10 protein-coding genes, 2 tRNA genes and 3 rRNA genes are annotated in these 21,236 nt (G+C 39.6%); 12 read left to right on the forward strand and 3 right to left on the reverse strand.

The annotated features are described in order from the left end of the window. Nucleotides 1–355: 355 nt before the first annotated feature. Entirely contained in the window at nucleotides 356–3,064 is a 2,709-nt protein-coding gene (gene ppc / locus AADH04_RS09935; protein WP_434777123.1) for a phosphoenolpyruvate carboxylase, read from the reverse strand. Nucleotides 3,065–3,407: 343 nt separating this feature from the next. On the opposite strand from ppc, the gene aspA reads away from it, so the two are divergent. The 5 genes from aspA to AADH04_RS09960 all read left to right on the forward strand — a co-directional run bounded on the left by aspA (nucleotide 3,408) and on the right by AADH04_RS09960 (nucleotide 8,628). Further along, a complete protein-coding gene (gene aspA, locus AADH04_RS09940; protein ID WP_434777124.1) occupies nucleotides 3,408–4,835 on the forward strand; it encodes an aspartate ammonia-lyase in 1,428 nt (475 codons plus the stop codon). A gap of 23 nt (nucleotides 4,836–4,858) precedes the next feature. After that, on the forward strand, nucleotides 4,859–5,215 hold the full coding sequence (locus AADH04_RS09945) for a YkvA family protein (protein WP_434777125.1): 357 nt from the start codon (nucleotides 4,859–4,861) through the stop codon (nucleotides 5,213–5,215). 187 nt (nucleotides 5,216–5,402) lie between these two features. Further along, nucleotides 5,403–5,951 (forward strand): hypothetical protein, encoded by a 549-nt coding sequence (locus AADH04_RS09950; protein ID WP_434777126.1) that lies wholly within the window; start codon nucleotides 5,403–5,405, stop codon nucleotides 5,949–5,951. Between the two features lie 15 nt (nucleotides 5,952–5,966). Further along, nucleotides 5,967–6,596 carry a hypothetical protein gene (locus AADH04_RS09955; protein WP_434777127.1) on the forward strand — a complete coding sequence of 210 codons (630 nt, stop codon included), beginning with the start codon at nucleotides 5,967–5,969 and terminating at the stop codon, nucleotides 6,594–6,596. A gap of 1 nt (nucleotide 6,597) precedes the next feature. Further along, entirely contained in the window at nucleotides 6,598–8,628 is a 2,031-nt protein-coding gene (locus tag AADH04_RS09960; protein WP_434777128.1) for a peptidoglycan-binding protein, read from the forward strand. 54 nt (nucleotides 8,629–8,682) lie between these two features. Here AADH04_RS09960 and AADH04_RS09965 read toward each other — a convergent pair whose 3' ends face one another. Together AADH04_RS09965 and AADH04_RS09970 are read right to left on the reverse strand one after the other, a co-directional pair. Continuing rightward, nucleotides 8,683–9,504 carry a ferritin-like domain-containing protein gene (locus tag AADH04_RS09965; protein WP_434777129.1) on the reverse strand — a complete coding sequence of 274 codons (822 nt, stop codon included), beginning with the start codon at nucleotides 9,502–9,504 and terminating at the stop codon, nucleotides 8,683–8,685. A gap of 92 nt (nucleotides 9,505–9,596) precedes the next feature. Continuing rightward, a complete protein-coding gene (locus AADH04_RS09970; RefSeq protein WP_434777130.1) occupies nucleotides 9,597–10,793 on the reverse strand; it encodes a DegT/DnrJ/EryC1/StrS family aminotransferase in 1,197 nt (398 codons plus the stop codon). Nucleotides 10,794–11,159: 366 nt separating this feature from the next. Between AADH04_RS09970 and AADH04_RS09975 the strand changes: the two genes are divergently transcribed. The 7 genes from AADH04_RS09975 to AADH04_RS10005 all read left to right on the forward strand — a co-directional run bounded on the left by AADH04_RS09975 (nucleotide 11,160) and on the right by AADH04_RS10005 (nucleotide 21,235). Continuing rightward, a 16S ribosomal RNA gene (locus AADH04_RS09975) occupies nucleotides 11,160–12,699 on the forward strand. A 69-nt stretch (nucleotides 12,700–12,768) separates the two neighbouring features. After that, nucleotides 12,769–12,845, forward strand: a tRNA-Ile gene (locus AADH04_RS09980). Between the two features lie 17 nt (nucleotides 12,846–12,862). Continuing rightward, nucleotides 12,863–12,938: transfer RNA gene (locus tag AADH04_RS09985), tRNA-Ala, on the forward strand. Nucleotides 12,939–13,237: 299 nt separating this feature from the next. Beyond that, nucleotides 13,238–16,129 (forward strand): 23S ribosomal RNA (locus AADH04_RS09990). 124 nt (nucleotides 16,130–16,253) lie between these two features. Beyond that, a 5S ribosomal RNA gene (gene rrf, locus AADH04_RS09995) occupies nucleotides 16,254–16,366 on the forward strand. The 16S, 23S and 5S rRNA genes sit together here with 2 tRNA genes alongside, the layout of an rRNA operon. A 452-nt stretch (nucleotides 16,367–16,818) precedes the next feature. Next, nucleotides 16,819–18,057 carry an MdtA/MuxA family multidrug efflux RND transporter periplasmic adaptor subunit gene (locus AADH04_RS10000; RefSeq protein WP_434777131.1) on the forward strand — a complete coding sequence of 413 codons (1,239 nt, stop codon included), beginning with the start codon at nucleotides 16,819–16,821 and terminating at the stop codon, nucleotides 18,055–18,057. A 43-nt stretch (nucleotides 18,058–18,100) separates the two neighbouring features. After that, nucleotides 18,101–21,235 (forward strand): MdtB/MuxB family multidrug efflux RND transporter permease subunit, encoded by a 3,135-nt coding sequence (locus AADH04_RS10005; protein ID WP_434777132.1) that lies wholly within the window; start codon nucleotides 18,101–18,103, stop codon nucleotides 21,233–21,235. Nucleotide 21,236: the final 1 nt, after the last annotated feature.

Below are 21,236 nucleotides of genomic sequence, written 5' to 3' on the forward strand. Positions count from 1 at the left end.
AGTTTTTATTTATGTAAGCTTTATTTTTTTATAGCTTATTTTTATTTGAAGCAGAAAATATATTATTTTTTTTAAAAACAATATATTCAGCTTTTTGATGAATTTTCAAAAAGCTGCTGATTCTACCACTAAATAGGCTTTTTTTGTAACTTACCCATTGTGGTTAACATAAGCATTTGTGGGATTATTTATGTTCGATGATAAAAGAATTTAGATGATGGGGCCAAATTTTGCTGTAACTAAATAAAATTTATAATATTTTATATTTTTTTTATTTGTTATGAATCTATATTTTTTTAATAATAAAAAATAAGGAAGCTACTGCCTCCTTATTTTTAGTCCTTAAAATAATAGCTTAGCCTGTGTTTCTTAAACCTTGGGCAATACCATTAATGGTGGCATGAATTTGGCTTAGAATATGCTCGTTGTTAGGTTCCGTTCTTAATCGTTTTAATAATTCAATTTGAATCCAGTTTAATGTGTTTAAATAGGGTAAACGTAATGCTAAAGAACGCGCTAAGGTACGATTATCTTGTAGTAAATCAGTCGCTTGAGTGATATCCAGTAATGCTTGTTTGCTGCGCTCATACTCTGCTTCTAAACGTAAGAAAATCTCTTTTGCGGTCTCTGGATTTTTACTTAATACGGTATAAGCTTTGGCAATTTGGGTATCCACTTTTGCTAGAACTTGTTCCATATTAGAGAGCATGGCTTGGAAAAATGGGCTATGAGACCAAATATCTTGTAATTGTTGGATAATGTGTGGCTGTTCTTTTTTTAATTGTTCAACCGCACTGCCAAAACCATACCATGCAGGTAGCATTAATCTGTTTTGGGTCCAAGAAAATACCCAAGGAATGGCACGTAGATCCTGAATTTTCGTCAAGGATTTCCGACTTGCTGGGCGTGAGCCAATATTAAGGCTGGCAATTTGCTCAATTGGAGAGGTCTGTAAAAAATAATCAATAAAGTCAGGATGGGTGATCAATGCACGATAAGTACTAAAAGCATGGTCAGACAAAGATTGCAATAAGTTATGATCAGGCTCTTGCCCTTGTACGGGTAATAAAGTTGCCTCTAATGTGGCAGCAACAAGTGTTTCTAGATTTCGTTGTGCATTGTTTGAGTCAGCGTATTTAAAGGTAATCACTTCACCTTGTTCGGTGATCCTAATTTGCCCGTTTACGCTATGTGCAGGTTGAGCCAAAATCGCTTGATAAGCAGGTCCGCCTCCACGACCAACGCTGCCTCCTCGGCCATGAAATAACCGTAGTGTCACTTGATGTGCCTGAGCTGTTTTAACGAGTGCTTCTTCTGCCAAATAAAGGGACCATTGGCTGGTCACATAACCACCGTCCTTATTACTGTCAGAGTACCCAAGCATGATTTCTTGAACATTTTGGACACTGCCTAATAAAGCTCTATACCAAGGTAGATCAAATAAAGCTTCCATAATATTACTGGCGTTTTTTAGTGCTTCAATTGTTTCAAAAAGTGGCACTATATTAATACTGGTTTGTGGGGCAATTGGGTCTGTTTTTAATAAGCCAGTCTCTTTTAAAATCAAGGCTAAAGCCAAAATATCGCTTAAGTAATCGCAGTTAGAAATAATGCTTTGCCTGATGGCTTGTTGGCCATATTTTTGTTTAATGATGTATGCTGTATGGAAGATATCCAGCTCTGTTTTGACTTCTTCGCTGTATTCAGTATAAGGAGAAAATAGAGGACGAGTCGTTTTTAACTCTCTAATCAATACAGCTTGTTTTTCTTCTTCATTTAAAGATAAATAATCTTCTAATCCCGAATGGGTAAATAACTCAGCAACAGTTTGTGCATGTTTTTGAGCGTGTTGGCGCAAATCAAGAGGCATTAAATAAAACTCGAACAAGCTGACACTGCGAATCAACTTGGTTAATCGTCCCATTGCTAAAAAGGTACTGCCATTATTCATAAGCGAATTTTTTAATGTATCTAAATCTGCTTTGAATTCTGCTGCATTCGCATAAGGTTTACCTAAGCCAAAATGAGAGCTTAATTGTGCGCCTAATGTTTTGCCTGTAGCAATTGTTCTGGCTAAGATAAATGCAATTGCTTTGCGATAAGGTTCTTCTTCACGAGCGATACTTTTGTCTGGTGATTGATCCGCTAAGGCCAATACAGCTTCATCAACGTCTACTCTACGTACAGAAACGGACAGCTCTTTATATAATGACTTAAGTTCTTTTCTATAAAAATGGAAAAGGGTTTGTGCCTGTTGTTTAAATGCATGATTTAATACATCTGCTTTAACAAAAGGATTGCCGTCTCTGTCTCCGCCAATCCAACCCCCAATATGGATGATATTAGGTAGTGTCAGGTCGGTAGAGATTTTTTTCAGCTTTTTACTTAAATTACGATAAAGTTTAGGCAGTGCTTCAAAAAAGCTTAATGGAAAATAAGCAATCCCATTATCGATTTCATCGAATACGGTCATTTTAAAATGACGCGTCTCATCACTTTGCCAAAGAGTCAATAAAGCAGACAACAAGGCTTCTTCAATATTGCCTTGGTCTTCTTTGCTTAAGTTAGGTAAGTTATAAGCTTCCAGTAAATGATGAATTTTGCGCAGTAAATCTAAAATGGTTTGCCGTTGTACTTCAGTTGGGTGTGCCGTTAATATGGCGCCAATATGAGTATGATTTAGTGTATCTTGTAGCGTTTTTTTGTCTATTTGAGCCAGTTCAATTTTTTTTAAAGCGTCTTCAATGCTTCCTGTCGGTGGTGTTGAACCTGAGCTTTCATGAATACGCCTGCGTCGTTCATGGTGCATGTCTTCTGCTAGATTTAAAACTTGAGCAAAAATACTGCACGCATGTATCAGTTCCTCTGTTTGTGAGGGAGATAAGGTGGCCAATAATGAAGCTAATTTTTCCTTATCTGGATTTGTTTGATTGAGTAGTTTGAAAATTTGTAAAGATGGCGAACTCATCTTCTCAGTCATAATGGCGTGTAAGGCCTGACTTAATAATTGTACATCTTTTAATAAGGGAACATCTTTTTCAGAGCTTAATACAGTGTTTAACATGGGTTTACTCTTTAAAATGATTCAAATAAAAAAAAGGTTCAGTAAAAGGTATAGAACCTTGAAGAGAAATGACAATATCGACTATTATCAAGCCATATAGCTTTCGATTGCAAGCCAGATACGCATTCAATACATTAATAGGTTAAATTTTGTTATAAAAATTGAATAAGTGTTTTAGTGATAACATTTATATGTTCTAATAACTTAAATAATCATGGGTGATTATTGACGTAAAACAGGGTTGATTTAAGATTATATTGTAAAATGTATGTTGTGAAATAAGAGACTGATTTAAACTATATTCAGTTTAATTAACTTAATTAGGAAATATGAAGAGAAAGATATGTCACATAATATAAGAATAGAAGAAGATTTATTGGGGCAACGTGAGGTGCCTAATGATGTGTATTATGGTATTCACACTTTAAGGGCAATAGAAAATTTTCAGATCAGCCAAACGTCTATCAATGATGTGCCTGAATTTATCAGAGGTATGGTGACAGTTAAAAAAGCTGTTGCGTTAACCAATAAAGAGTTAGGTGCATTAAAAGCAGAAATTGCAGATATTATTGTACAAGCCTGTGATCAAATTTTAGAGCAAGGTAAGTGTATGGATCAGTTCCCTGTGGATGTTTATCAGGGAGGGGCAGGAACATCAGTTAACATGAATACCAATGAAGTTATTGCCAACATTGGATTAGAGTTGATGGGGCATAAAAAAGGGGAATATCAATATCTGCATCCAAATGATCATGTTAATGAAAGTCAGTCTACAAATGATGCTTACCCAACAGGGTTTCGTATTGCTGTTTATCGTTCTATTTTACAATTGATTACAGCAATTGAAGCATTAAAAGAAGGTTTTGAGCAAAAAAATATAGAGTTTAAAGATGTGGTTAAAATGGGGCGTACCCAATTACAAGATGCTGTACCTATGACGTTGGGGCAAGAATTTCATGCTTTCAGTATTTCTTTAAAAGAAGAAATCAAAAACATTCTTCATACTGCACAGCTTTTGCTAGAAGTAAATTTGGGTGCAACAGCAATTGGTACAGGTATTAATACACCAAAAGGATATCAAGCTTTAGCTGTACAAAATTTAGCTAAGGTTTCAGGTTTGTCTTGTGTACCAGCAGAGGATCTAGTAGAGGCTACTTCCGATTGTGGTGCCTATGTGATGGTTCATGGCGCTTTAAAACGTCTGGCCGTGAAATTATCAAAAATTTGTAATGACTTGCGTTTATTGTCTTCTGGTCCAAGAGCAGGGCTTAATGAAATTAATTTGCCTGAATTACAAGCTGGTTCTTCCATTATGCCTGCTAAAGTAAATCCTGTTGTGCCAGAAGTAGTCAATCAGGTTTGTTTTAAAGTTATTGGCAATGATAACTGTATTTGTTTTGCCGCTGAAGCGGGTCAATTACAATTGAATGTAATGGAGCCCGTTATAGGTCAGGCAATGTTTGAATCAATCAGTATTTTAAGCAATGCTTGCTATAATTTATTGAATAAATGTGTTTCTGGTATCACTGCAAACAAAGATGTCTGTACCCAATATGTTCTTAATTCTATTGGATTGGTTACTTATTTGAATCCCTATATAGGTCACCACAATGGAGATATCGTGGGTAAAGAATGTGCCAGAACAGGTAAAAGTGTTAAAGAAGTTGTGTTAGAAAAAGGATTTTTGACACAAGAACAGTTAGATGAAATCCTATCTTTAGAGAATATCCTTAATCCAACTTACAAAACACATATTGTTGCTAAGATATAGGCTTTAAATGAGGAGTTGCGCCAATGAATAATCAGAAAATTAATCCCGATGATTTTGTATCATCTGATGATTTTAATGAGAAAAGTTATTGGCGCAAAATTCAAAAATATGCCAAAAAGGCGGGATATGAAGTTGTTCAAAAGTCATTATGGCTGTATTTTTCTGCTAGAAGCAGTAAAACACCAGCATGGGCAAAGGCCATTATTTATACTTCGTTAGCGTATTTTGTTTTTCCCTTAGATGCGATTCCTGATATCCTCCCAGTAGTAGGCTATACAGATGACTTAAGTGTATTGGCTGCAGCCGTTGCCACTGTTGCTTTTTATATTGACGAAGATGTTAAAGCAAAGGCACAAGAAAAACTAATTCAATGGTTTTAAAGTTTTAAACGCTAAAAATATTCATAGTATCTTACATAATCAAAATTAAATCATATATGTCATTAATGTTGAAGCGATAATTTCTGTTTGCAGATATTATAAATTCTGTTAGAATTGTTTAAATGATAAGGTAATTTTTGAGGTTTGGATGGAAAAAATATTTTTTTGCTTTTTAGCAAGTCTCTGCATGACTTTATATGCCAAGAGTCCAGAGTTAACTCAAACTGAACGAGTAGAGGCACTTAAGCAATTTCAAGAGTTTCAAAATAAAGTCAAACAAAAAGACATTAAATCATTATATAAAATGATTGATCCAACTGTGTACCGAACAGGGTACCTTGCTAGTGGAGAAAAAGGGCCAGAATTTTGTCTTGCAGGTGGCAGCAACAATACAAAAATGACAGAAAAAGAAGCCATGCAATGTAAAGATAATATCATAAAAAATTTAAATGACTTATTGCAGGTAACTGTCGATTTAAAAAAACAAATACTCATGCCCGCTAAATTAGATGGTGCAAAAAGATTATGTGTTAGAGAGATATCAGGTGGTTTTAAATATACAGCTGATGACCCGGTATGGTTACAAAGAAAACTTGGTCTGATTGTTCGCGCCAGTGATGATTATAACCCAAAGAATAAATCTTCATTTGAGGACGGTTGTGTACAAACAGCGAGCTATTTCTTTGAATTTAAAAACAGTAAACTGAAATTAGTCTATACACAATATTTACCATAAAAAGGTGAGTCAATAATGTTGAAAAAAGCATGGGTTCTATTATTTGCGTTTGTACTTGTAGGGTGTGAAGCAAAAGAGATAGAGCAAACACAAGGTAGTTCTGTTGCAAGTTCTCCAAACATTGAAAAAACGCCAGAGTTAGAACAACAGATACAGCAAAATCAAATAACCGCTTTAAGTGTATCTTGTGATGATGCTCAATTGTCACTTAAGTGTGAGAGCGCTGATCCTCAGCAGGCTAACTGTACAAAAACTTCTTTATATTTTAAAAACGCTGAGGGCAAAGAAGTATTTGTACCACAACCAGAAGAAATGAAAAAAGATTACACTGCTAAAGGTGCTGCTTGTGTTCGTTCAGAAGCCAAAAATATGCCTTATTTTGTTGTGGAGTATGGGCAATTACCAACTGGCTGTAACATGTGTGAATGGCATTATTTGTATGATATTCATGGACAGCAGCTGACAAAAAATGTGCCCATCTTTTTTAAAGAACAAGATGATCAAACACCAAATAATGAAGAATTTACTAAATTAACTGAACAATTGAAACTAAAACTTGTAGAGCTTGATTATGTTAAATGTCGCTCTATTTATGGTGACGTTGATTCAAATGATGATCCATTATGTATTCAGGAGATAAAATAATATGGCTGATATTTATACAAATATGGTGCAGCAAAGAGGAGCGGCATATCGCGATAGCCAAATTAAGTCATATAGTCATTATCGTGAGCCTATTGATCATAGCGCTGGACGATTAGCAGGTAATTCTCGTATTTGGGGTGATGCAAGCCCAGAAGTTCAGTCAAGAGTCATTGATACTTTAATTTCGGCATGTGATGCAAAGGGGCTGAATAACCGTGAAACAGCTTATGTCCTTGCAATTGCAAGAATTGAATCAGGTTTTAATCCAGATGCAGCAGCAGGTACAACCTCTGCTTTTGGTTTGGGGCAGTTCATTAATGACACAGGTAAAAGTTATGGGATAAACAGCAGTAATCGTTATGATGTTGCAAAGCAGGCTGAAGCTTTAGTTGCACATTATATTGATAATAGAGATTTGGCAAAACGAAGAGGGCAGTCAGAAGAATATATTTATGGATATCATCATGATGGTCCTTCACTTAAATACGGCGGTGTGGATTTAGCAAAAAATAAAGTATTGCCTTATCTTAAAGAATATGAAGGTTTTGTTAGCGAACGCAGACAAAATGTGGAAATAGCTAGAGACAATCAAAATATTAATCAGCAAGCGGTACAGCCAGAATTGTCCTTGCAAATGGGGTCACGAGGAAAAGAAGTCGAGCATGTTCAAGAACAACTAAGAGCATTGGGGTTTCAAGACTCCAAAGGCAGAGATCTATCTACAGATAATATTTTTGGCTCGAATACTAAGTTTGCATTAGAAAATTTCCAGCGCCAAAATGGTCTAACTGTTAATGGTGTCGTTGGAAGAGAAACAGCTGAAAAATTAGAACAAGCATATCAGCAGCAATTAAGTTATCAAAAAACTCAAGGTGCCCACTTAACAGAAAGTAAGGTAGACGGGCATGAACGTATTTTAAGATCAGGTATTGCAGGATTTGATTTAGGTACAGGAAGTAAACCCAGTGTCGCTTCAGTCAAAAATCCAAATGCACAATACGAATATAGTCAGAATGGTCGAGATAAAGGTAATTCAGATCGAGATAACTTTAAAGAAGTTGATTGTTCTTCTTTGGTTTATTATGCCTTGAAAAATGCGGGTTATCGGGTTGATCAACAGTATCCTAATTTAACAAATAATTCTAAAAATCCTAATTTAAATGGCGCTAATTTTACAACTAAAGCATTATTCAATGGAGAAAACCTAACTGGTTATGCAAAACAGAATTTTGATTCAGTTAAACGGAACGAAGCACAAATAGGTGATCTTGTTTTATTTAAGCACGGTAATACACAACATGTGGGTATTGTTACGGAGGTTAATAATGGCAAGCCAGTTGCATTTTATGGCGCTCAAACAAGTACAGGACCTGCTGTTGCACCTATTAACAATGCTTATTGGAAACCAGAAAATATTGTAGGCATTATTCGCCCTAAAGACAGCTTTTATGATCCTTCTCGTGATTTAACAAAAAGCGTACCAGAAGGTTTCGATAAACGCTATGAGCAAATTAAAACACGTGAAATTAGCCCAAGTAATAATCCAGGAAAACCTTCTTATCCTTTGCTAGATAATAGTAAATCTTGGGGACATATTAAAACACAAGAAGCATCTGAAAAAGCCAAAGATCAGAATCACATACCATTAGAACCTAAAGTTCAAGCAATTAAAGAACGGCTTGATGTCTCACTAAAACCAGATTTAACGAAAGCAGGGGTTTCTGCTAAACATAGTGATGCAATGGTGGCCACAACAACATGTGAATGCGTTAAAAATAAAATTGATGCAAAAAATATTATCCATGTTGGTATTAATTATGATCAAAATAAGCTTTTTGTGACAACACATAATAAATCTGTATTTATAAGTGTTGATGCAGTTCATGCAAGTAAGCAAAATCCTAATGAACAACTGGATATGGCCAATAAAATAAGTGTGACAATTCAAATTAATGCTCAGCAGTCGGAAAAAAATATGCAAAATAATTTGGCCCAGGAGCAGCAAAATAATATGGTCAAAATCAGTATGTAACCAAATTAAAGCAAAAGCATCTGGAATAATGGTTCAGATGCTTTTTTAGTGTGTTCAATTAAGTAAAGCTTTTTTAACAAGATTGGCAACAGGCATTTCAATCCATCTTTGTAACCGTTTAGGTAACGCTAATGGTGTTAATAACATCCGTACAGCAGTATCAATAGGTAAATGTTGTTGAACAATTTTGGTTGATAAGGTGCATATACGTTTAAAATGTTCAGACTCTAAACTTTCATCGGGATAGCGCATTAAAAAGACATGTTTTAGTGCTGTTGTGCTGTCTTCATCCCGTATTTCTTTTAAACGTTTGTAAATTGCTTTGGTTGTTTTGTAACGTCCAATAGGCTGTTTAATGTTGTACTCTCGGAAGTATTGCAAAAAGTATTTGTAATGGCGTACTTCATCTATACGAATATGGTTGGCTAACTCAATTAAAACAGGCTCTTTTGTGTAGCTTGCAATAGCACGGTATAAACTGGATGTACCCGTCTCAACCACACAACGAGCCACCATTTCTAAACCACGATCTGTTTCTAAAGCCTCAATCGCACAAGTAGGCCCATATTCAGCCATAAAGTGTTCAAATGCCTTTGGCCAATCGAAATCAGGCCAAACAGAAGTAACATATTTGGCTAAAGCTTTACCGTGTTGCAACTCTTCTTCTTCCCAGTGAGCATTTAGCCAATTACAAATTTCTGGATGAGCCTTATAATGCTCACTTAAGTTACTGGTATATAAGTCAGAGCCACTTTCAACAAAGGATGATGCAGCTAAAAGAAACATCAATGTTTCATCTTGTTCGATCAACTTGAGATTAATTTGATCATAATGAATATCATCAAGTGTCCAAGGTAAAGTGCTATCCTTTGTCATTTAAGTGTTCTCCTTAAAATAGTAATTATTAGTTAAATATAGCAACTTATATAAATAAGAAAAAATTACCTTATTATAACAAAACAAACAAACTATATTAAAGTAGGTAAGTTAATACATTCTTGTGCTGCGCGTGTACCGTTGGGGCAATGTTCCAAGAATAAAGGGGTAGGGTGTGCGGCAGATGTAAACCAAACGCCCGCATGTACATTTAACTGTTCTAAAGCCCAATCAGTGTTTTGTTTCATTTTTATGGGAACACACACAGGATAGCGTAAAAAAACAGCTGTTGAGTTGGGGAGGACAACAGGTTTTTTATACCCTTGTTTTTCAGCCCAACAATCCCATTGTTTTGCTATTGCTCTGCGCTTTGTGTTGAAGCGTTCCATTTTTTGAAATTGATTTATTGATAAAGCGGCAACAGGAGCAGACATTTTTTCTAGATAATGGGTACAAAAAGTGTCCGTAAATTCTTCTGGAAACATTTGAGGTAGAACTTCATTAAAATGTTTTTGTGCCCATGGGCCTGTAAAAAATCGTTGAGGATGTTTGTAAATATAATAGTTTTGGATTAACGTGTTTAATAATTTTTTTATTTTCTCAGGAGAAGAGAAAGGCGCCTGTTCATATTGTTTTGCCAATCTTTGAGCCAGAACATCGTTTTGGCAGGCAACCATGCCACCATGTATTGTATTGATGATTTTAGAGCGTTCACTGCTAAAAACAGCTATATCTCCTAATGTACCTAGTTTACGATCTTTATAGGTTGCTCCTAATGCATGAGCACAATCTTCTATAATATATAGATTCTTTTCCTGAGCAAATTGAATTAAAGCTTCAATATCTCTGGAAACCAAACCAAAAGTATATTGCAACATAATAGCTTTACAGTTTGGTGTATAAACTTGTTTTACCGATTCAATATCCAAACCATAGGTATCGGTTTCAATATCTGCATATAAAGGATTGATTTGTTGATATTGAAAGGCATTGACTACACTTTGACAGGTAAAGGCAGGTAAAATGACCTCAGATTCAGCACAAAGCCCTAATGCCATCACCGCATGATATAAAGCAGCTCTTCCTCCAGCAAAAGCAAATGTATGTTCAATACCAAGCCAATGAGCAAATAGTTGTTCCCACTCAGATATGGTTGCAGGATTAAACCAATCCTCCTGTGGTTGAGCTAACCAATGTTTTGCCAGTTGAACATCATCTTTTTCTAAAGTCGCAGACAACACAGGAGCAGGAGGATGAATCATTGCTTTGAGTTTTTGTAGGATAGGCATAGAGTTTTTCCAGAATACTTATTATATAAATCGTAAAGTTTGAAGCATAAAAAATGTTAGCACAACATAGGTTAATCAACATTAAACTTTGATTAAAATAAACCATAAAATAAAATCCTATGTTAAACATGTGGTTATTGTAATTTTTCAAAAACAGGGGGTGTATAGTGTTGACAGGTTGTAGTTGTGTCTGTATAGTTCGCTTTCTTCGCTGCTGATGCAGCTGCTCTTTAAAAGATTAGACAACCGAAAAGTGTGAGTGCTGTAATGCCTCACACTGCGAAATTAAATTTGTATACAAGGACATTAGTCCTGTTGAAGAATTTGAGAAAAAGCAGACCAGAAATTTAGTAATAGCAAGAGATTAAACATAAGAGTTTGATCCTGGCTCAGATTGAACGCTGGCGGCATGCTTTACACATGCAAGTCGAACGGTAACAGAGGAGCTTGCTCCTGCTGACGAGTGGCGAACGGGTGAGTAATGCATCGGAACGTACCGAGTAATGGGGGATAACTTATCGAAAGGTGAGCTAATACCGCATACGATCTTAGGATGAAAGTGGGGGACCTTTGGGCCTCACGTTATTCGAGCGGCCGATGTCTGATTAGCTAGTTGGTAGGGTAAAGGCTTACCAAGGCGACGATCAGTAGCGGGTCTGAGAGGATGATCCGCCACACTGGGACTGAGACACGGCCCAGACTCCTACGGGAGGCAGCAGTGGGGAATTTTGGACAATGGGGGAAACCCTGATCCAGCCATGCCGCGTGTCTGAAGAAGGCCTTCGGGTTGTAAAGGACTTTTGTTTGGGAGGAAAACTCACTGGTTAATACCTAGTGAGGCTGACAGTACCAAAAGAATAAGCACCGGCTAACTACGTGCCAGCAGCCGCGGTAATACGTAGGGTGCAAGCGTTAATCGGAATTACTGGGCGTAAAGCGAGCGCAGGCGGTTTGTTAAGCCAGATGTGAAATCCCCGGGCTCAACCTGGGAACTGCGTTTGGAACTGGCAAGCTAGAGTGTGTTAGAGGGGGGTAGAATTCCACGTGTAGCAGTGAAATGCGTAGAGATGTGGAGGAATACCGATGGCGAAGGCAGCCCCCTGGGATAACACTGACGCTCATGCTCGAAAGCGTGGGTAGCAAACAGGATTAGATACCCTGGTAGTCCACGCCCTAAACGATGACAATTAGCTGTTGGGAGATTAAAAGCTCTTAGTGGCGTAGCTAACGCGTGAAATTGTCCGCCTGGGGAGTACGGTCGCAAGATTAAAACTCAAAGGAATTGACGGGGACCCGCACAAGCGGTGGATGATGTGGATTAATTCGATGCAACGCGAAGAACCTTACCTAGCCTTGACATGTACGGAACCCTGATGAAAGTTAGGGGTGCTCGAAAGAGAGCCGTAACACAGGTGCTGCATGGCTGTCGTCAGCTCGTGTCGTGAGATGTTGGGTTAAGTCCCGCAACGAGCGCAACCCTTGTCATTAGTTGCCATCATTTAGTTGGGCACTCTAATGAGACTGCCGGTGACAAACCGGAGGAAGGTGGGGATGACGTCAAGTCCTCATGGCCCTTATGGCTAGGGCTTCACACGTCATACAATGGTCGGTACAGAGGGTAGCCAAGCCGCGAGGTGGAGCCAATCTCAGAAAGCCGATCGTAGTCCGGATTGCACTCTGCAACTCGAGTGCATGAAGTCGGAATCGCTAGTAATCGCGGATCAGCATGCCGCGGTGAATACGTTCCCGGGTCTTGTACACACCGCCCGTCACACCATGGGAGTGGGGGATACCAGAAGTAGGTAGGGTAACCGTAAGGAGCCCGCTTACCACGGTATGCTTCATAACTGGGGTGAAGTCGTAACAAGGTAGCCGTAGGGGAACCTGCGGCTGGATCACCTCCTTTCTAGAGAAAGAGGTGTTGCAGTGCTCACACTTGTCGGTTGTTTAATATAGTAAAGATGCGCAAGACCTTGGGTTTGTAGCTCAGCTGGTTAGAGCACACGCTTGATAAGCGTGGGGTCGGAGGTTCAAGTCCTCCCAGACCCACCAACTGAACGATCTTAAATGGGGGTATAGCTCAGTTGGTAGAGCACCTGCTTTGCAAGCAGGGGGTCATCGGTTCGAACCCGTTTACCTCCACCACATAATCGAAAATCAAAGGATTTTTAAGAGTAAGGGAATAACTTACTTGAGAGAGTATTTTGATTTGCGATTAAAAGCGCACTGATCTTTAACAAATTAGTAAAGCCGAAATCAACAAAGCGATACAGCTTTTTTGGAGTTGATTTGAGGATTCATTCTCGAATTGACTGACTGAATAAATGTATCAAATTGGGTGATGATTGTATCGAAATACACGAAGCACGAAGACAAAAGGCGTGTGGAGTGACACAACAACGAGAATCTGTTTAAGTAAGATGTTTAGGCATTTGAAATGATAGAGTCAAGTGAATAAGTGCATCAGGTGGATGCCTTGGCGATTACAGGCGAAGAAGGACGTGTAAGCCTGCGAAAAGCGTGGGGGAGTTGGCAATAGAGCATTGATCCCGCGATGTCCGAATGGGGAAACCCACCATATTATGTATGGTATCCATGACTGAATACATAGGTCATGAGAAGCGAACCCGGAGAACTGAACCATCTAAGTACCCGGAGGAAAAGAAATCAACCGAGATTGCGTCAGTAGTGGCGAGCGAACGCGCAAGAGCCTGTACGAGATAATGACTGAGTTAGGAGAAAGATCTGGAAAGTTCTTCCATAGTGGGTGAAAGGCCCGTATCCGAAAACTGAGTGATGGTACTAAGCGTACGAGAAGTAGGGCGGGACACGTGAAATCCTGTTTGAAGATGGGGGGACCATCCTCCAAGGCTAAATACTCGTAATCGACCGATAGTGAACCAGTACCGTGAGGGAAAGGCGAAAAGAACCCCGGGAGGGGAGTGAAATAGAACCTGAAACCTGATGCATACAAACAGTGGGAGCGGACTTGATCCGTGACTGCGTACCTTTTGTATAATGGGTCAACGACTTACATTCAGTAGCAAGCTTAACCGGATAGGGGAGGCGTAGCGAAAGCGAGTCTTAATAGGGCGTCAAGTTGCTGGGTGTAGACCCGAAACCGAGTGATCTATCCATGGCCAGGTTGAAGGTGCGGTAACACGCACTGGAGGACCGAACCCACTAATGTTGCAAAATTAGGGGATGAGCTGTGGATAGGGGTGAAAGGCTAAACAAACTCGGAGATAGCTGGTTCTCCTCGAAAACTATTTAGGTAGTGCCTCACGTATCACTTCTGGGGGTAAAGCACTGTTATGGCTAGGGGGTCATTGCGACTTACCAACCCATGGCAAACTCAGAATACCAGAAAGTGCGAGCGTGGGAGACAGACAGCGGGTGCTAACGTCCGTTGTCAAGAGGGAAACAACCCAGACCGCCAGCTAAGGTCCCAAATAATCAGTTAAGTGGTAAACGAAGTGGGAAGGCCCAGACAGCCAGGATGTTGGCTTAGAAGCAGCCATCATTTAAAGAAAGCGTAATAGCTCACTGGTCGAGTCGTCCTGCGCGGAAGATGTAACGGGGCTCAAACTGATAACCGAAGCTGCGGATATGTAAGTAATTACATATGGTAGAGGAGCGTTCTGTAGGCCGTTGAAGGTGTCTTGAGAAGGATGCTGGAGGTATCAGAAGTGCGAATGTTGACATGAGTAGCGATAAAGCGGGTGAAATTCCCGCTCGCCGAAAGCCCAAGGTTTCCTACGCAACGTTCATCGGCGTAGGGTGAGTCGGCCCCTAAGGCGAGGCAGAAATGCGTAGTCGATGGGAAACGGGTTAATATTCCCGTACTTGTTATAAGTGCGATGTGGGGACGGAGAAGGTTAGGTTAGCAGACTGTTGGACGTGTCTGTTCAAGCCGGTAGGTGTGAAGGGTAGGCAAATCCGCCCTTCTATAACACCGAGAAGTGATAACGATGATCTAAGGATCAGAAGTAACTGATACCATGCTTCCAGGAAAAGCCACTAAGCTTCAGCTTATAACGAACCGTACCGCAAACCGACACAGGTGGGCAGGATGAGAATTCTAAGGCGCTCAAGAGAACTCAGGAGAAGGAACTCGGCAAATTGATACCGTAACTTCGGGAGAAGGTATGCCCCATTAGCTTGTAGGAGAACATCCGAAGGGCGAAGGGGCCGCAGAGAAAAGGTGGCTGCGACTGTTTATTAAAAACACAGCACTGTGCTAACACGAAAGTGGACGTATACGGTGTGACGCCTGCCCGGTGCTGGAAGGTTAAGTGAAGGGGTGCAAGCTCTGGATCGAAGCCCCAGTAAACGGCGGCCGTAACTATAACGGTCCTAAGGTAGCGAAATTCCTTGTCGGGTAAGTTCCGACCCGCACGAATGGCGTAACGATGGCCACACTGTCTCCTCCTGAGACTTGGCGAAGTTGAAATGGTTGTGAAGATGCAATCTCCCCGCTGCTAGACGGAAAGACCCCGTGAACCTTTACTGTAGCTTTGCATTGGACTTTGAAGTCACTTGTGTAGGATAGGTGGGAGGCTAAGAAGTCAGGACGCTAGTTCTGATGGAGCCATCCTTGAAATACCACCCTGGTGACTTTGAGGTTCTAACCCAGGTCCGTTATCCGGATCGGGGACCGTGCATGGTAGGCAGTTTGACTGGGGCGGTCTCCTCCCAAAGAGTAACGGAGGAGTTCGAAGGTTACCTAGGTACGGTCGGAAATCGTACTGATAGTGCAATGGCAAAAGGTAGCTTAACTGCGAGACCGACAAGTCGAGCAGGTGCGAAAGCAGGACATAGTGATCCGGTGGTTCTGAATGGAAGGGCCATCGCTCAACGGATAAAAGGTACTCCGGGGATAACAGGCTGATTCCGCCCAAGAGTTCATATCGACGGCGGAGTTTGGCACCTCGATGTCGGCTCATCACATCCTGGGGCTGTAGTCGGTCCCAAGGGTATGGCTGTTCGCCATTTAAAGTGGTACGTGAGCTGGGTTTAAAACGTCGTGAGACAGTTTGGTCCCTATCTGCAGTGGGCGTTGGAAGTTTGACGGGGGCTGCTCCTAGTACGAGAGGACCGGAGTGGACGAACCTCTGGTGTACCGGTTGTTTCGCCAGAAGCATAGCCGGGTAGCTAAGTTCGGAAGAGATAAGCGCTGAAAGCATCTAAGCGCGAAACTCGCCTGAAGATGAGACTTCCCTGAGGATTTAATCCTCCTAAAGAGTCGTTCGAGACCAGGACGTTGATAGGTCAGGTGTGGAAGTGCTGTAAGGCACGTAGCTAACTGATACTAATTGCTCGTGAGGCTTGACTCTATCATTTGAAGTGCTTAGGCGCGACGGATGGTTGTTGTTGAGGTATAATTATTACCTGAAAGATTTCGAAGTATGGTGTTTGAATAGAACGCCATATGGCTTTACTGATTTGTACAAGTTTATGTTTGGCGGCCACAGCGAGATGGTCCCACGCCTTCCCATCCCGAACAGGATCGTGAAACGTCTCAGCGCCGATGATAGTGTGGATACCCATGTGAAAGTAGGACACCGCCAAACTCCCCATTTAGAGCCCAGTTACACTGTAACTGGGCTCTTCTTCTTTATATTTCTATAATCTGTATTCCGTCCTTCATTTGAGCTTCTAGCTCTTCTATTGCTTAAGAATGGAATCATTAATACTCAATAATAAACGTTAAAGGTAAAGTAGACAGATTATTTTTTTATTGTCTTAACTTTGATTGGATATAATTACTGATACTTAATTTTTAAGTTTTATTATTTAATTTTGTTGTTTTTTAAATTTTTTTGTATGTTTTTGTTTATAATTTTTTTTAAAAGATTATCATTCAGTTTGCCCTTTGTTCATAGATTGGTTAGATTTGGTTAAGTTATGCAAAATTGGTTTTTTGCAAATATTTTATAAATTTTCACTGGTAGAATGCAGGTGTTTTCAGAGTAATAAAATATGTTTTTAATCTGTTTGTATTGATTATAGGAAGACTAAGAGCGTGAATCGTAAAATAAAAGTACTGATTTTTATCATCATTGTCTTAATTGGTGCAGCATTAGTATGGTGGGGTACGAAACCCTCTGCACAAAATCAAGCAGTTAAAGGCGGTCCTGGTACAATGAGGCAATTAGCCAGTAAACAAGGTCAACCTGTTGCTGTAGCCACTGCGGTAAAAGGGACAATGCCTGTCTATCTCACAGGTCTAGGTACCGTTACCCCAAGTAATACGGTTACCGTAACCAGTAGGGTAGAAGGCCAATTAATGAAACTACATTTTCAAGAAGGGCAGTTAGTGAAAGCTGGTCAACTTTTGGCAGAAATTGATGCTCGTCCTTTCCAAGCTGCTTTAACTCAAGCACAAGGGCAATTGGCCAAAGATCAAGCCGCTTTATCTAATGCAAGGGTTGACTTAGCACGTTATCAAACTTTAGTTGCTCAAGACTCTGCCTCTAAACAGCAGTTAGATACACAAAAATCATTGGTTAAACAATATGAAGCTTCAGTGAAAGCAGGACAAGGCTCAGTTTCAAGCGCTCGGTTACAAGTAGAATATAGCCGTATTACTGCACCTATTTCAGGTAGGGTTGGTTTACGTAAGGTTGACCCTGGTAATTTGGTTAAAGCAAATGATACAACAGGCTTAGTGGTGATTACACAGATATCTCCTATTGATGTGATTTTTACTTTACCTCAAACCCAATTGGGATCTGTTTTGTCAAGATTGCAAGCAGGGGAACAACCAGTTGTGGATGTATGGGATCAGGGTATGAAAATGCAATTGGCAGCAGGGCATGTCAGTACAATTGACAATCAGATAGATATCAGTACAGGTACCGTAAAAATTAAGGGTGTTTTTGATAATGCGGATGGGTTGTTGTTTCCTAATCAATTTGTGAATGTTCGTATGCATGTTGAAGATGTACAAGATGCTGTATTGGTACCTAATAATGCGGTACAGCATGGCCGTGTTGGTGATTTTGTGTGGGTCATTAATGCAGAAAATAAAGTGAATGTACGTACGGTTACACGTGGTGCGAGCGACGGCAAACAAACAGTGTTATTAACAGGTTTAAAAGCTGGAGAGATGGTTGTAACGGATGGTGTAGAGAGATTAAGGGAAGATGCTTTGGTGATACCAACTGATCCTGAGACAGCACAGCAAGAGGCACAAAAAGCAGCAGGAGAAAAAAAGGCTTCTCGCAATAGAAATAATGCTAATAAAAAGGCAGCACAGTAAATGGATCAATTTGTTTTCAGGATAATGAAGTTAGGGGATGCTTGTGAATTTATCTAAAATTTTTATTGATCGCCCAGTTGCCACTTCATTACTGATGATTGCTATTTTATTAGTTGGTATGGCAGCTTATCGCTTATTGCCCATTTCAGCCTTACCTGAAGTAGATTATCCTACCATACAAGTGACCACATTTTATCCAGGGGCAAGCCCAGATGTAACTGCTTCAACAATTACTTCACCTTTAGAGCGACAATTTGGACAGATGTCTGGATTAACTCAGATGACCTCACAAAGTTCTGCTGGCGCATCTGTGGTTAATCTTAAGTTTGGGTTAGATGTATCTTTAGATGTGGCAGAACAAGAAGTCCAAGCTGCGATTAATGCGGCAAATAATCTATTACCTAGTGATTTACCTAATCCACCTGTTTACAATAAAGTCAATCCTGCTGATACTCCTATTCTTACTTTAGCTGTTACTTCAGACACTATGCCGTTAACGCGTGTACAAGATTTAGTGGATACACGATTAGCTCAAAAATTGTCACAAGTTACTGGTGTGGGCTTAGTGAGTATTGCAGGTGGGCAACGTCCTGCGATTAGGGTTGCGGTGGATACACGTGCCATTGCTGCTAAAGGGTTATCAATAGAAGATGTACGTTCAACAATTGTGGGCGCCAATACCAATCAGGCAAAAGGCAGTTTTGATGGGCCACATATTGCTGCGACTATTGATGCTAATAGCCAGATCAAATCGGTTGATGAATATCGTTCTATTATTTTAGCGTATAAAGATGGGGCGCCTATTCGGTTATCTGATATTGCCAGTATTGAGGATGGACCAGAAAATCAATATCTTGCGGCTTGGGCCGATGATCAGCCAGGCATTATCTTGAATATTCAGCGCCAACCAGGTGCAAATGTTATTGATGTGGTTGATCGAATTCAGAAAATTTTGCCTGAGTTACAGGCAAGTTTACCTGGTGCGGTAAAATTAACTGTGTTAACTGACCGTACAACAACAATACAAGCATCAGTCAAAGATGTTCAAACAGAATTATTTCTTGCTGTTGCTTTGGTCATTTTGATTATTTATGTTTTTTTAAGAAGTGCAAGAGCCACTTTTATTCCTGCTATTGTGGTTCCTTTATCATTAATAGGTACATTTGCTGTAATGTATCTATTGAATTTTTCCATTAATAATTTGACTTTAATGGCTTTAACCATTGCCACAGGTTTTGTAGTTGATGATGCGATTGTTGTGATTGAAAATATTATTCGTTATATTGAAAAAGGTGAGAAACCTTTTGCCGCGGCTTTACGTGGGGCAGGGGAAATTGGGTTTACCATTATTTCTTTAACAGTTTCTTTAATCGCAGTGTTGATTCCTCTGATTTTTATGGGGGATATCATTGGGCGATTATTTCGTGAGTTTGCCATTACCTTGGCTTTGACCATCTTAATTTCAGCATTTGTTTCGCTTTCTTTAACACCAATGATGTGTGCCCGTTTATTAAAATCTTCTCATGAAACCAAAGAAGGGCGTTTTGCTCAGATGTGTGAGAAAGGTTTTGATTGGCTGATTGCTTGGTATGATAAAGGTCTTGCTATTGTATTTAAACATCAAATGGCCACTTTAATGATGGCAGCGGCTACTTTTGCACTGACTATTTTACTGTATGTTTTTATTCCTAAAGGTTTTTTTCCTGTTCAAGATACTGGGGTTATTCAAGGCATAACTGAGGCTCCTCAATCTGTTTCCTTTCAGGCAATGATGCGCTATCAACAGGAAATGGCAAAAATTATTTTGCAAGATAAGGATGTTGAGAGTGTGTCATCTTTTATTGGAGTAGATGGTACCAATACCACGTTAAATGGCGGGCGTTTTTTAATCAATTTAAAACCTATGTCTTCTGGTCGAGATAATGCCACTGAGATTGTGCAAAGATTAAAAAGTGCGTCTACAAAAATGGAGAATATGAATTTATATTTGTCTCCTGTTCAAGATATTACCATTGATACATCAACAAGTCGTTCTCAGTATCAATTTACATTACAGTCTCCAGATGCAGAAGAGCTCAATACATGGGTTCCTAAAATGGTTGCCTATTTATCTGAACAAAAACAATTACAAGATGTGTCCAGTGATTTGCAAAATGAAGGTAGACAGATTTATTTGAATATTGATCGAACAACTGCCAGTCGCTATGGTATTTCGGTATCAGATATTGATAATGTATTATACAGTGCTTTTGGCCAGCGTTTAATCTCAACCATTTTTACCCAATCTAACCAGTATCGAGTGGTTTTGGATGTCGATGCTGCTGGTGAAACAGGTACCAATGTTTTAAATGCTTTATATTTAAAGGGAACGGTTTCGGACACGAATGATGCTAATTTTGGCCAAACTGTTTCTGTTCCTTTATTGTCTTTGGTTGAGGTATCTGAACAAAATACACCATTGACCATTAATCATTTAGGTCAATTTCCAATGGCTACAATCTCTTTTAATTTGGCCAAAGGTGTCTCTTTAGGAGAGGCAGTTGGTGTGATTGAGCAGGCTAAGGCTCAGCTAGATTTACCTATTACCATTGAAACCGCTTTTCAAGGTTCTGCTGCGGCATTTCAAAACTCTTTAAGTTCCCAAGTATGGTTAATTATTGCGGCAATTGTGGTGATGTATATTGTTTTAGGAGTTTTATATGAAAGTTATATTCATCCAGTAACCATTTTATCTACGCTTCCTTCTGCTGGTGTGGGGGCATTATTGGCATTATTGATCACTGGTAATGAACTTGATGTTATTGGTATTATAGGCATCATTTTGTTAATTGGTATTGTGAAAAAAAATGCTATTATGATGATCGATTTTGCTTTGGCCGCTGAGAGGGAAGAAGGTAAAACACCTCTTGAGGCGATTCATCAGGCATGTTTATTGCGTTTTAGACCCATTTTAATGACAACTATGGCCGCTTTATTTAGCGCTATTCCTTTGGCACTTGGGTCGGGGATTGGTTCAGAGTTACGTAATCCTTTAGGTATTGCCATGATTGGCGGTTTGGTTGTTTCACAAGTGCTGACTTTGTTTACAACGCCTATTATTTACCTTGCGTTTGATCACTTGTCTATAGCGGTAAAAAAGCGTTTGGGTATACAAAAACAAAGCAATGAAAGTGTATAGT

It is taken from the genome of Neisseria sp. Ec49-e6-T10 (genome assembly GCF_051132615.1).
Lineage (GTDB): Bacteria > Pseudomonadota > Gammaproteobacteria > Burkholderiales > Neisseriaceae.

Coding starts and splice junctions, on each gene's coding strand:
- ppc (WP_434777123.1), bottom strand. CDS start 3,064: ATGTTAAACACTGTATTAAGCTCTGAAAAAGATGTTCCCTTATTAAAA.
- aspA (WP_434777124.1), top strand. CDS start 3,408: ATGTCACATAATATAAGAATAGAAGAAGATTTATTGGGGCAACGTGAG.
- AADH04_RS09945 (WP_434777125.1), top strand. CDS start 4,859: ATGAATAATCAGAAAATTAATCCCGATGATTTTGTATCATCTGATGAT.
- AADH04_RS09950 (WP_434777126.1), top strand. CDS start 5,403: ATGACTTTATATGCCAAGAGTCCAGAGTTAACTCAAACTGAACGAGTA.
- AADH04_RS09955 (WP_434777127.1), top strand. CDS start 5,967: ATGTTGAAAAAAGCATGGGTTCTATTATTTGCGTTTGTACTTGTAGGG.
- AADH04_RS09960 (WP_434777128.1), top strand. CDS start 6,598: ATGGCTGATATTTATACAAATATGGTGCAGCAAAGAGGAGCGGCATAT.
- AADH04_RS09965 (WP_434777129.1), bottom strand. CDS start 9,504: ATGACAAAGGATAGCACTTTACCTTGGACACTTGATGATATTCATTAT.
- AADH04_RS09970 (WP_434777130.1), bottom strand. CDS start 10,793: ATGCCTATCCTACAAAAACTCAAAGCAATGATTCATCCTCCTGCTCCT.